The following is a 12,666-nucleotide window of genomic DNA, read 5'->3' on the forward strand; positions in this document are numbered from 1 at the left end:
GGGCCGGTCAATGTTGCAAGTTCCGGGCCAGTGAGCGGAAACGGCGCGACCGCACGCGGTGCGGGCATCGCGCGGGACGGGCGGTGCGCGTACTGATGCAGCGCCTGTTGCGCCAGCAACAGTCGCGTGGGCCGCTGTTGCGCGCGCAGCAGCAGTGGGGATGGTGCAACAGCGCGATACGCGCGTGCCGCGGCGGCATGGGCCACCGCGAGCGGGTGCGATCCGATTGCCGCTGATGCCCGGTGTGCAAGGCACTGCGCAGGTTCGCCGGCAGCCGCGCAGCTGCCGTGGCGAGCGCGTTGGCACACCGCGTGCTTTACAGCGCAGCACTCGCGCGGCACGCCGATGCCGCACGCAATCCGAATGGCCCGACCAGGAGAACTCCGATGGCTGTTGAATTTCTGTGGCGCCTGCCGATGCACGGCGACGGCCGGCGCGCACACGACCTGCATACGCGTGGCGAATGGAACCGCCAGCGCGCCTCGCGCGTCGCGCCGAAAGTCGACGACGACGATTTCGGCTACATCGACTATCTGTCGCAGGTCGCGCGCGCGGCCGATATCGCCGGCTTCCATGGCGCGCTGATTCCGATCTTTCGCTTCACCGAGGAACCGTGGGTCGTGGCGGCCGCGCTGGCGCGCGAGACGCGCCGGCTGCGGCTCCTGATCGCGCTGCAGCCGCATTTCGTGCATCCGGTCTATGCGGCGCAGATGGCCGCGAGCCTGCAGCGGATCAGCCGCGGGCGCGTCGAGTGGAACGTCGTCACGGGCGGCGGCGGCCCCGACCAGCGTGCGTACGGCGACTTCATCGATCACGACAGCCGCTATGCGCGCACCGACGAATTCCTCGATGTCGTGAAGGGCGTCGCGGCCGGCGAGCCGTTCACGTTCGACGGCCGCTTCTATCGCGTCGAAGCCGGCGGCCTGCTGCCGCCGTTGAGCGGCCAGAAGCCGCCGCGCATCTACCTGGCCGGCGCGAGCGACGCCGCGCTCGCGGTGGCCGCGAAGCATGGCGACGTGCACCTGAGCTGGGGCGAGCCGCTCGCGAAACAGAAGGAGGTGATCGATGCGGCGCGCCGCGCGCTCGACCGCCAGAACGCCGAGCGCGACCTGCGCTTCGGCATGCGCATCGACATCCTGGCGCGCGAGACCGAGGAGCAGGCGTGGGCCGAGTTGCGGCAGATGTTCGCGACGGTGGGCGACGCGACGCGCGGCGGCTTCGGCGGGCGCGGCGAATCGTCGGAGTCGGTCGGCGCGAAACGCCAGTTCGCGCTGCACCAGGGCCACACGCAGCACTTCGACGACCTGATCGTCGGCCCGAACCTGTGGGCCGGGATGTCGCAGATTCGCGGCGGCCCCGGCTGCGTGATCGTCGGCAGCCACGAGCAGGTGGCCGAGCGGCTCGCGGAATATGTCGACATCGGTGTGTCGACGTTCATTCTCGCGAGCAACCCGCATCTCGAGGAGGCGTACCGCGTGGGCGAGGAAGTGCTGCCGCTCGTCGACGGCGCGCTGAACGCGCGCGGCACGCAGGCGGCGCTGCGCGTGGCCGGCGCATGAGCGCGACGGCCTTTCCGCGCCATCCAACGACATCGACAAGGACATTCACCATGACGACACTCGCTGCGCAGGCCACGGCCTGCGACGCACTCTGGTACACGCGCTGCCCGGTGCCGACCGCGCTCGGCATCGCCGTGCATCGCGGCTGGTTCGACGAGGAGTTCGGGCCGGACGGCATCACGCTGAATTCGCTGCAGGAGACGGCGGACGCCGGCAAGCGCGAATCGCATTTCGATCACAGCCTGCCGCACTCGTTCCGGCAGGGCGGCAACATTCCGGCGCTGTGGGCGCGGGCCCGCGGCGCCGATACGCGCGTGATCGGCCTGTCGTGGACCAATGAATTCCAGGCGATCGTCACGTTGCCCGATCGCGGCATTCGCTCGGTGCGCGATCTGCGCGGCCGGCGGCTCGGGTTGCCGCGCCATCCGATCAGCATCGACTTCTGGCGGGCGGCCGCGCTGAAAGGCTTCCTGAGCGCGCTCGAACTCGAAGGGCTCGGGCACGGCGACGCCGAATGGGTCGACCTGCTCGACGAACGCGAACGTCGCACCGGCCCGGCGTCGTTCACGCGCGGCCCGCACGAGTACGGGATCGAGATCGCGGCGCTCGTACGCGGCGAGGTCGACGCGGTGTTCGTGAAAGGGGTCGAAGGGCTCGAGACCGTGCATCTGATCGACGCGCAGGTCGTCATCGATCTCGGCGCGCACCCCGATCCGCTCGTGCGGATCGGCAACGGCACGCCGCGCACGCTGACCGTCGACCGCGCGCTGATCGACGCGCGCCCCGATCTCGTGAGCCGCTTCCTGTCGGTGGTGGTGGGGGCGGGCGACTGGGCCGCGCGCCATCCGGCGGAGACGGTTGCGTATATCGGCCGCGAGACACGGGCATCCGACGAGTGGGTGCGCTATGCGTACGGCGCGGACGTGCACCGCCATCTGGAGACGGGGCTCGCGCAGACGTCGATCGACGGGCTGGTCGCGTTCAAGGATTTCCTCGTCGAATGGGGCTTTCTCGAACAGGATTTCGATGCGCGCGCGTGGATCGACCCGGCGCCGTTCACGCGCATCGACCGGCAGCGCCATGCGTGGGTCGCGTAGCGCGCCGCGGCGCGTCATTGCAAGGAGTCGAGCATGACAGGTCTGACGATCGAATACGGCGTGTCGCCTGCGCGCCGGCATGCGGCGCGTGCCGTGCCGCGTGCGGGTGCGAGCGGGGCGGCGGCGGTCGCGCGTCCGCCGTCCGCGTCGCCGTCGGCACGGCCGGGTGCGCCGAAGGCGAAGCCGGGCGCGTGGCGCGTCACGGGGGCGATTGCGCTCGCCGTCACGGCGCTGCATGCGGGTGTCGCGTTGCTGGCCGCGCGCACACCTGCCGCGCCGCCCGTGCAGCCGCCGCGGCCGCTGCCGATGACGGTCGAACTGACGCGGCCGCCCGAACCGTTGCCGCAGGCCGCGCATCCGCCGCCACCGGCAGTGCCCCCGAAGCCGCTGAAGCAGGCGCCGACCCCGCCGAAGCCGCGTGCGGCCGTCGCGCATCCGGCGCCCGCTGCCGCGCCGCAAGTCACCCGCGAGGCGGCCGCGGCGACGGCGGCACCGGCCGCCGCCGCGCCCGCCGCACCGGCTCCCGCGCCGGCCGCGCCTGCCGCACCCGTGCGCGAAACCGCACCGATCGGCGACGCGGCCTACCTGCGCAACCCGGCGCCCGACTATCCGGCGTTCGCGCAGGACCAGGGCTGGGAAGGGCGCGTCGTGCTGCGCGTGCACGTGCTCGCGAACGGCACACCCGATTCCGTCGAGGTCCGCACGAGCAGCGGCCGCCGCATGCTCGACACCGCGGCGGTGGCCGCCGTGAAGCGCTGGACGTTCGTGCCCGCGAAGCGCGGCGACGAAGCGGTCGACGGCTGGGTCAACGTGCCGATCGATTTCAAGCTGGGCTGACCCGCCGGGCGGCCCGCCAAATTTTTCAAGGAACTCACATCATGAACGGTATTCCGACCACCTTCATCGTCCAGGGCGCGCTCTGGCTGCTCGTCGTCTTCTCCGTCGTCACGTGGACGCTGATCGTCGTGAAGGCGATCCAGAGCCTGCGGGCGAGCGCGCGCAACCGGCGCTACGTCAGTGCGTTCTGGGCGGCGAACAGCTTCCACGAGGCCGCCGCGCTCGACGGCGCGAACAGCCCGGTGGGCGAACTCGCCGCGACGGGCTTCGACGCGCTGCGGCGCGCCGACGAGAGCAGCGCGCACGATCTCGAACACAGCTGGAGCCGCCACGACCTGCTCGAACGGCATCTGCGGCAGCAGATCCACAACGCGCGGCGGCGCGAGGAGGCGGGGCTGGCGGTGCTCGCGTCGATCGGCAGCACCGCGCCGTTCGTCGGCCTGTTCGGCACCGTGTTCGGCATCATCCATGCGCTGACCGCGATCACGCACAGCGCGTCGGCGAGCATCGACGTCGTGGCCGGGCCGATCGGCGAGGCGCTCGTCGCGACCGGGATCGGCATCGCGGTGGCCGTGCCGGCCGTGCTCGCGTACAACTTCTTCGTGCGCCGCGTGAAGGCCGCGTCGGCCGACCTCGACGCGTTCGCCACCGATTTCGTCACGCTCGCGCAGAAGGCCGGCTTCCGCGTGCCGGCCGCCGCCGCCGCGCCCGCACCGGCACGCCGTGCCGGCGACACCCGTCAGGAGGCCTTCGCATAATGGCTTTCTCCTCTTCCTCCGACAACGACGACGTGCTCAGCGAAATCAACATCACGCCGCTCGTCGACGTGATGCTCGTGCTGCTCGTCGCCTTCATCGTCACGGCGCCGCTGCTGAACAACGCGGTACACGTGAACCTGCCGAACACCGTCGCCACGGCGCCGGCCGATCGCAAGCCGAACGTCACCGTGAGCGTCGACGCCAAGGGCGTCGTGTATCTCGACAAGCGGGCGGTCGCACTGGCCGCCGTGCCGGCCGAGCTGGCCGCGCTGAAGGCCGGCCGGCCCGACGTCGCGCTCGACCTGCAGGCCGACGAGCACGTGCCGTACGGCACGGTCGCGAAGCTGATGGCCGCGATCGAGCATGCAGGCATCACGCGGCTGTCGGTGCTCACCGCGCCGCGCGGCTGACGCGCGGTTCACGACTCTGTCCACGAACGCATCCATGAGCATCACGGCTTCCTCCAATGTCCAGTCGATCTGGTACACACGCTGTCCGGTGCCGACGCCGCTCGGCATCGCCGCGCATCTCGGCTGGCTCGACAGCGAATTCGCCGGCGACGGCATCACCGTGCGCGCGCTGCAGGAGAGCCAGCACGCGGCACTGCATCACGCGCACGTCGATCATTCGCTTGACAACGCATTCCGGCAGGGCGGCAGCATTCCCGCGCTGTGGGCGCGCGCGGCCGGCGCCGACACGCGCGTGGTCGCGCTCACGTGGGTCGACGAGGCGCAGGCGATCGTCGCGCTGCCGGAAAGCGGGCTGACGCGGCCGAAGGACCTGCGCGGGCGCCGCATCGGCCTGCCGCGCCGCGACGGCGAGCGCATCGACATCTTTCGTGCGGCGGCGCTGCGCGGCTTCGTCAGTGCGCTGTCGCTCGACGGGCTCGGCCCCGCCGACGTCGAATGGGTCGACGTGCCCGCGTCGAACCTGCGCGCACCGGTGTCGACCCCGGCGACGCGCGACGCGGCCTTCAGCCATCCCGCGAGCCTGTCGAGCCGCCGGCTCTATGCGGCCGAAGCGGCCGCGCTCGTGCGAGGCGAAGTCGACGCGATCTACGTGAAGGGGTCGCTCGGGCTCGAAACCGCGCACCTGATCGGCGCGCAGGCGGTCGTCGACATCGGCTTTCATCCCGATCCGCAGATCCGTATCAACAATGGGTCGCCGCGGCCGCTGACCGTCAATGCGTCGACGCTCGAACGGCATCCCGACATCGTCAGCCGCTTCCTCGCGCGCGTGACCGATGTCGAAGGCTGGGCGCGCGAGCACGAGCAGGACGTGCTCGGCTATCTCGGCCGCGAGACGGGATCGGGCCATGACTGGCTGCGGCTCGCGTACGGCGCGGACGTGCACCGGCGGCTGCGCACCGATCTCGACGAAGTATCGATCGCCGCGCTCGACGATTTCAAGCGCTTCCTCGTCGAATGGCGCTTCCTGCCGGCCGACTTCGACGTGCATGCGTGGATCGACCGGCGTGCGCTCGACGGCATCGCGACGCGGTCTCGCGACACCGCGCGGTGAGCGCATCGGCACGCGTCGCCGACGCATGGCGGCGCGAGCGTTTCACCGGCGGCTTCATGCTGCTGGCGCTCGCGAGCGGCACGACGATCAGCATGGCGCAGCTCGCGACGACGCTTTACGCGCTCGCGCTCGGCGTCGACAGCGCACGGCTCGGCATCATCGCGGCGATGGAGCCGCTCGGCATCGCGCTGATGACGCTGCCGGCCGGGTTGCTCGTCGCGCGCTACGGCGCGCGGCGCGTGTACTTCGTCGCGAGCATGGGGCCGATGCTGCTCAATCTCGTCGTGCCGTTCACCGGCGCGTGGCCGCTGATCGCGCTCACGCAAGTGCTGATCGGGCTGTGCATCCCGTTCCGGATCGTGTCGATCAACGGCGTGTTCCTCGCGCGTCTCGCGCAGATCGGCCTCGCGCGCGCCGGCTGGTACCGCGCGGCGATGTCGGTCGGCACCGGCATGGTCGGGCCGTGGCTCGCGAGCGGGCTGATCGGCGCGCACGGTGCGGTCGCGACGTTCTGCGTGGCATCCGCGAGCTTCGCGGGCATGGCGCTGTTCAGCCGGACGCTGCTCGGCGATGCGGAGCCCGCGGCGCGCGGTGCGCCGCCTGAACCCGGCGGCCTGCGCGCGTTGCTGGCGCTCGCGTGGAATCACGACGTGCGCGAGCAGCTCGTGCTGGAAGCCGTGAACAGCGCGACCCGTTCGCTCGCCGGTGCATATACGGTAGTGCTGGCGATCCAGTCGCTCGGGCTGTCGCAGACGAAAGCCGTCGCGCTGCTGACGCTGCAGGGCGTCGTCGCGGTGATCGCCCTGTTCGGGCTCGGGCACGTCGCGCAACGGATGACCGCGCGCCGCTGCCAGGCACTCAGTCTTGCCGGTGGCGTGGCCGGCTTGCTCGCGCTGGGCCTGGCTCATGACGCATGGGTCGTCGGCGCGGGGCTCGCCGCGCTGTGCGCCGGCTCGTCGCTGCTGCATCTCGTCAACATGCAGCGTCTCGGCCGTCACCCGGCCGACAAGAGCCAGGTATCGAGCCTCTACAACCTCGCATCGATGACGGGCGCATTCTGCGGCCCGCTGGCCGGCAGCGCGCTCGTGCCGATCGTCGGGTTGCCGGGCGTGTTTCTGAGCTGGCTGCCCATCGTCGTGCTGGTCGGGCTCGCGCTGCGCGCGTCGACAGGGCGGCGCGAGGCATCGCGTGCTGCAACTGCGAAGCTGTCCTGACGACCATCGAATCGGGTGTGGCGGAATCCGCGCGGTGTTGCGTGACCAGCAGTTTGCTCCCCGTCACAGATGCGCATGCAGCAACACCTGCACCACGCGCAGGCTGGAAGCCCCGTGCGACGGGCTTCTCGATGCTGGCATCCGAATTGCAATAGATCACCCGTGCGTCGCGCACGCACGTGCGTTCAACCGATCAAACAGGATGACTCATCGATGTTCAGGAAAAAACTATTCGTCACCGCGCTGGGGGGACTGCTGACGGGCGCAGCCGTATCGTTGCCCGCGTGGGCTGAAGAGGGCGCGGTGACGGCGGCGCCGGACGCGAAACCGGCGCAACCGGGCGCGGACGATGCAGCCGCGGCGGCGCCGACGGCCGCCCGTGCGACCCGCGGCACGGCCACACGCGAAACGAATCTCGGCACGGTGACGGTGACCGCGCGCCGGCGCAAGGAGAGCATCCAGGACGTGCCGGTCGCGGTGAGTGCGCTGAGCGGCGACACGATCAAGAACAACGAACTGCGCGTGGTGAACGACGTCACGAAATATGTGCCGAACTTTACCGGGCAATCGACCGAAGGCCGCGAGCGGCCGCGCTGGTTCCTGCGCGGCGTCGGCAGCAACGATCCGTCGGACCTGTCGCTGAGCCCGATCGGCGTGTACTTCGACGACGTCTACATCAACAGCGTGTTCGGACAGGGCTTCCCGCTGTTCGACCTCGATCGCATCGAAGTGCTGCGCGGCCCGCAGGGCACGCTGTGGGGCAAGAACACCGTCGGCGGCGCGCTCAGCATCACGTCGCAGAAGCCGACCTTCGACGTGAGCGGCTACGGCAAGATCGGGCTCGGCCAGTACAACAGCCGGCTCGCGGAAGCCGCGATCGGCGGCCCGATCGGCAAGAACGACGTGCTGGCCGCGCGCGTGTCGGTGTATCACGAGAACGCCGACAGCTTCTACACGAATACGGTGCAGCAAGGTCGCTTCGGCGGCTTTCACGACAATGCGGTGCGCTTCCAGGTGCTCGCCGTGCCGACCTCGGATACCGACTTCCTGTTCAACATCCACGGCCGCAACTACACGGGCGGCGGCAATGCGTGGCACGCGCAGGGCGCGGGGCCGGGCGGCGCGAACCAGTTCGGCTTCGTCGGGTCGAGCGATCCGTACACGGTGTCGCTCAATGCGCCGTCGAGCGATCACATCTCGACCTGGGGCACGTCGCTCACCGCGCACTGGCGCATCAACCCGGCGGTGACGCTGACGTCGATCACCGCGTTCGAAGGGCTGCATCGCTGGTACCAGGACGACGAGGACTATTCCGCGTTCGATGCCGCACGCTCGCACGATCGTCTGTCGAGCCGCCAGTTCTCGCAGGAATTCCGGCTCGAATCGCCGCAGAACGACCGGTTCAGCTGGCTCGTCGGCACGCACCTGTTCACCGAGCAACTGGCCGAGCAGGGTGCCGGCGGCGGCCTGCCGGGCTCGCCGTCGCCCGCGTTCTACCACCTGACCGACCTCACGCAGCACACGCAGAGCGCGGCGATCTTCGGCAGCGTGAAGTACCGCTTCACCGACCGCTTCAACGTGACCGGCGGGCTGCGTTACACGATCGAGCGCAAGAACATCAACCTGACCGGGCTGCAGGGCACCGGCAACGTGACGTTCAGCAATCCGGGCAGCTGGTGGGATCCGTCGTCGGTGTCGTCGCCGCTGGCGGTCAGCGCGCGGCAGAACCAGACGAACACGTGGCGCGCGCCGACCTGGGACCTCACGCCCGAATATGCGCTCAGCAGCAACGTGCGTGCGTATTTCCGCTATGCGCGCGGCTTCCGCTCGGGCGGCTACAACGGCAACGCGTACACGCAGAGCACGGTGTCGACCGTGTCGCCGGAGTACCTGACCGACTACGAGGTCGGCATCAAGAGCGAGTGGTTCGACAAGCGGCTGATCGTCAATGCGAGCGTGTTCCACTACGACTATCGCGACATCCAGGTGTTCGCGCTGGCGCCGAACCCGTTCGGCGGGCCGCCGGTGTCGACGCTGTCGAATGCGGGGCAGGGGCGCGCGGACGGCTTCGAGCTGGAGCTGAAGGCGCAGCCGGTCAACAGCCTTTACCTGTTCGCGAACCTCGGGATGCTGAACACGCGCTACACGGAGTTCCGCTACGTACCGACCGCCGTCGGCAATTCGTTCGCGCGTTCGCCGCATACGACGATCAACGCGGGCTTCGACTATCGCGTGCCGGTGTCGTTCGGCACGCTGACGGCCGGCGGCGACGTGAATTACCGCAGCCTCGAGTACTTCAGCGCGACGCGGCAGACGATGCCGCAGCTCTGGCAGGGCGGCTACACGGTGCTGAACGCGCACGTGTCTTACACGACGCCGAACCAGAAGTACATCGTGACGGGCTACGTGACGAACCTGACCAACAAGGTCTACAAGAAGCTCGAGCTGCTGCCGTCGTATGGCGCGTATCCGGTGCTGTATGGCGATCCGCGCACGGTCGGGATCACGCTGACGGCGAAGATCTGACGGGCAACATGCGGCGGCGCGGCGGCGAGCCGCGCCTGCCGCGCGTCAGATCAGCAGCGACAGCGTCCTGAACAGCGCGAGATCCGCCTTGCGTGCCGAGCGCGCATGCCGGCGGATCACGTGCAGCAGGCAGTCGATGAAGCAGCGCGCGGCGTCGCTCAGCGTGCTGCTGCGCCGCGTGACGATCCCGAGGTCGCGCGGCTCGAAGGTCTCCTTCAACTGCAACGCGCGCATTCGTTCACCGAACGACGGCACGGCCGCGAGGATCGTCGGGCACCACGTGCACATGTCGGCCTGCTCGAGCATCGTCTGCAGCATCGCCACCGACTGCGCACGCACGATGCGTCGCTCGTCGATCTTGGCGCCGTGGCGCGTGAACAGGTAATCGACGAGCGCGGCCTGCCCGTCGGCCGCGAAATTCAGCACCCAGTCGTGGTCGAGCAGGTCATGGATCGACCGCGCGTGCTCGAGCGGATGGCCGGCGCGCACCATCACCGCGGTCTCGTAGCGCAGCATCGGCTCGAACGCGAATTCCTGCGTGCCGCCCGGTTGCACGTGCCCGAGCGCGAAGTCCATGCTGCCGTCGCGCAACAGCGGCTGCGCGACGGCCATCAGCGCCTCGTAGAGCTCGAGGCGCACGTCGGGCATCTGCTCCCGAAAACGCAGCACCGCTTCCGCGAGGAAGGTCATCGTCAGCCACGGCGTGACGCCGATGCTCAACCGGCCCTCGACGCGGCCGCGCATGCGCTCGAGATCGCTCTGCGCGTGTTCGAGCTGCTTCAGCACGAGCTTCGCGTGCGTGAGCAGCGTCTTCCCGTATTCGGTGAAGCCGATGCCCTCCGGCGCGCGGACCAGCAGCGGCAGGCGTTCGCTCGCCTCCAGCTCGCGCAGCGCGCGCGTGACGGCCGCCTGCGACAGCCCGAGCGTGCGCGCCGCGCCGCGGATGCTGCCGGCCTCCGCGCTCGCGACGAGCGCCTGCAACTGATGCAGCTTGATCGTGCTCATGGTGCGATACCCGACAACGAAAGGTTGTCATCATAACGAAACCGCGGCTGTTCGCCGGGATTTTCGCTGCCTACGATGCGGACACGATCGGTCATTCGGGCGATCGGCAACCGGAACGCATCGAGGAGAATCGGGGTTGGACCACACACACATCCAGCCGGAAATGGCGGCCATCGAGGCGGAAATGATCGCGCTGCGCCGCCGGCTGCACGCGCATCCGGAGCTTGGCTTCGAGGAACACGCGACGAGCGATCTCGTGGCCGGCCTGCTGACAACGTGGGGTTATCGGGTGACGCGCGGGCTCGGCGGCACGGGCGTGGTCGGCACGTTGACGCGCGGAGCCGGGAAGCGGCTCGGGTTGCGCGCGGACATGGACGCGCTGCCGATCCGCGAGACGACCGGGCTGCCGCACGCGAGCCGCTGCGACGGCGTGATGCACGCGTGCGGCCACGACGGCCACACGGCGATGCTGCTCGCGGCGGCGCGCTGCCTGGCCGAGCGGGAGCGCTTCACAGGCACGCTGAACCTGATTTTCCAGCCGGCCGAGGAAGGGCTCGGCGGCGCGAAGCGGATGATCGACGACGGACTGTTCGCGCAGTTTCCTTGCGATGCGGTGTTCGCGATGCACAACGTGCCGGGCCTGCCGGCCGGCGTGCTCGGTTTCTGCGACGGCCCCGCGATGGCCTCGGCCGACGAGGTGCAGGTGCGCGTGACTGGGCGCGGCGGCCATGGCGCGGCCCCGCATACGACGATCGATCCGGTGGTCGTGTGCGCGTCGATCGTGATGGCGCTGCAGACCGTCGTGTCGCGCAACGTGAACCCGCAGGAGATGGCGATCGTGACGGCCGGCTCGATCCATGCGGGCGCCGCATCGAACGTGATTCCGCCGTACGCGGATCTGGCGCTCAGCGTGCGTGCGCTGTCGCCGGACGTGCGGGCGCTCCTTGAACGGCGCATTCGCGAGATCGTGCACGGGCAGGCCGCGAGCTATGGCGCGACGGCCGAGATCGACTACCGGCACGCGTACCCGGTGCTCGTCAATCACGCGGCGGAAACCGCGTTTGCCCGCGACGTCGCCCGCGAATGGGGCGGCGACGGCGCGCTGATCCCGCACCTGCGGCCTATCGCGGCCAGCGAGGATTTCGCGTTCATGCTGGACGCGTGCCCCGGCAGCTACCTGTCGATCGGCAACGGCGACGGCGCCGCCGGATGCGGGCTGCACCACCCCGGCTACGACTTCAACGACGCGTGCCTCGCCACCGGCGCGAGCTACTGGATTGCACTGGCGGAGCGCTACCTCGCGTGATGGGCCCGCACGATTTTGACTGACGATTCACACAAGGAAGGAGACTGGCAATGAAGCAGTGGAAACGGATGGCGGCGCTCGCGGTGGCGCTGGCGGCAGGGGCGGCGCATGCGGGCGACTGGGCGGGCAAGGAGATCCGCCTCGCGGTCGATCCGACTTACCCGCCGCTCGAATACAAGCTGCCCGACGGCACGCTGACGGGTTTCGGGATCGACATCACGAACGCGTTGTGCGCGGAGCTGCATGCGCGCTGCGTGTGGGTCGAGTCGAGTTTCGACGGGATGATCCCGGGGCTGCTCGCGCGCAAGTTCGACGTGATCGCGTCGTCGATGACGATCACGCCGAAGCGGCAGCAGCAGATCGCGTTCACGAACCGGATCTCGAATGCGCCGGCGCGCCTCGTCGCGCGCAAGGGCTCGCCGCTGCTGCCGACGGCCGACGCGCTGAAGGGCAAGCGCGTGGGTGTCGAGCAGGGCTCCGCGCAGGCCGACTACGCGGTCGCGAACTGGCAGCCGGCCGGCGTGCAGGTCGTGTCGTACCAGAACCAGGACCAGGTCTATGCCGATCTCGTGACGGGCCGGCTCGACGCGGCGTTCCAGGCATCGATCGCGGCGAGCGACGGTTTCCTGAAGAAGCCGCAGGGCAAGGATTTCGCGTTCGTCGGCGCGGCGATCGACGACGTGAAGTACTTCGGGCAGGGCGACGGGCTCGGGCTGCGCAAGCAGGACAACGACCTGCGCGACGCCTTCAACCACGCGCTTGCGACGATCCTCGCGAACGGTACGTACCAGCGGATCAACAAGAAGTACTTCGACTTCGACATCTACGGCGCGAAGTAAGCGG

General features: G+C 69.6%; 11 protein-coding genes. 10 read left to right on the forward strand and 1 reads right to left on the reverse strand.

Features of this window, described 5'->3' with window-relative positions; translation table 11 throughout:
• The first annotated feature begins 386 nt into the window (after nt 1–386).
• The 8 genes from CFB41_RS19750 (at nt 387) to CFB41_RS19785 (ending at nt 9,512) form a co-directional block, all read left to right on the forward strand.
• Complete coding sequence (locus tag CFB41_RS19750) at nt 387–1,559, forward strand: LLM class flavin-dependent oxidoreductase (protein ID WP_089457605.1); 1,173 nt, start codon at nt 387–389, stop codon at nt 1,557–1,559.
• 50 nt (nt 1,560–1,609) lie between these two features.
• Nucleotides 1,610–2,656 carry an ABC transporter substrate-binding protein gene (locus CFB41_RS19755; protein WP_089457606.1) on the forward strand — a complete coding sequence of 349 codons (1,047 nt, stop codon included), beginning with the start codon at nt 1,610–1,612 and terminating at the stop codon, nt 2,654–2,656.
• 33 nt (nt 2,657–2,689) lie between these two features.
• Nucleotides 2,690–3,493 (forward strand): energy transducer TonB, encoded by an 804-nt coding sequence (locus tag CFB41_RS19760; RefSeq protein ID WP_089457607.1) that lies wholly within the window; start codon nt 2,690–2,692, stop codon nt 3,491–3,493.
• A 41-nt stretch (nt 3,494–3,534) separates the two neighbouring features.
• Nucleotides 3,535–4,251, forward strand: a complete 717-nt coding sequence (locus CFB41_RS19765) for a MotA/TolQ/ExbB proton channel family protein (protein ID WP_089428299.1) — start codon at nt 3,535–3,537, stop codon at nt 4,249–4,251.
• Nucleotides 4,251–4,661, forward strand: coding sequence for a biopolymer transporter ExbD (locus CFB41_RS19770; protein WP_089443264.1), 411 nt, complete (start codon nt 4,251–4,253; stop codon nt 4,659–4,661). Before CFB41_RS19765 ends, CFB41_RS19770 begins: the two co-directional genes overlap by 1 nt.
• A gap of 34 nt (nt 4,662–4,695) precedes the next feature.
• Entirely contained in the window at nt 4,696–5,772 is a 1,077-nt protein-coding gene (locus CFB41_RS19775; RefSeq protein ID WP_089457608.1) for an ABC transporter substrate-binding protein, read from the forward strand.
• Nucleotides 5,769–6,986: an MFS transporter gene (locus CFB41_RS19780; protein ID WP_089457609.1), complete on the forward strand. Its 1,218-nt coding sequence runs from the start codon at nt 5,769–5,771 to the stop codon at nt 6,984–6,986. The genes CFB41_RS19775 and CFB41_RS19780 overlap by 4 nt, the downstream gene beginning before the upstream one ends.
• Nucleotides 6,987–7,199: 213 nt before the next feature.
• Entirely contained in the window at nt 7,200–9,512 is a 2,313-nt protein-coding gene (locus tag CFB41_RS19785; protein WP_089457610.1) for a TonB-dependent receptor, read from the forward strand.
• A gap of 45 nt (nt 9,513–9,557) precedes the next feature.
• Here CFB41_RS19785 and CFB41_RS19790 read toward each other — a convergent pair whose 3' ends face one another.
• On the reverse strand, nt 9,558–10,517 hold the full coding sequence (locus tag CFB41_RS19790) for a LysR substrate-binding domain-containing protein (protein WP_089457611.1): 960 nt from the start codon (nt 10,515–10,517) through the stop codon (nt 9,558–9,560).
• Nucleotides 10,518–10,701: 184 nt separating this feature from the next.
• On the opposite strand from CFB41_RS19790, the gene CFB41_RS19795 reads away from it, so the two are divergent.
• Nucleotides 10,702–11,823 (forward strand): M20 aminoacylase family protein, encoded by a 1,122-nt coding sequence (locus tag CFB41_RS19795; RefSeq protein ID WP_089458929.1) that lies wholly within the window; start codon nt 10,702–10,704, stop codon nt 11,821–11,823.
• Nucleotides 11,824–11,873: 50 nt separating this feature from the next.
• Nucleotides 11,874–12,662 (forward strand): ABC transporter substrate-binding protein, encoded by a 789-nt coding sequence (locus CFB41_RS19800; RefSeq protein WP_089457612.1) that lies wholly within the window; start codon nt 11,874–11,876, stop codon nt 12,660–12,662.
• The last annotated feature ends 4 nt before the right edge of the window (nt 12,663–12,666 follow it).

Origin of the sequence: Burkholderia sp. AU33803 (assembly GCF_002223095.1) — a bacterium.
GTDB lineage: Bacteria > Pseudomonadota > Gammaproteobacteria > Burkholderiales > Burkholderiaceae > Burkholderia.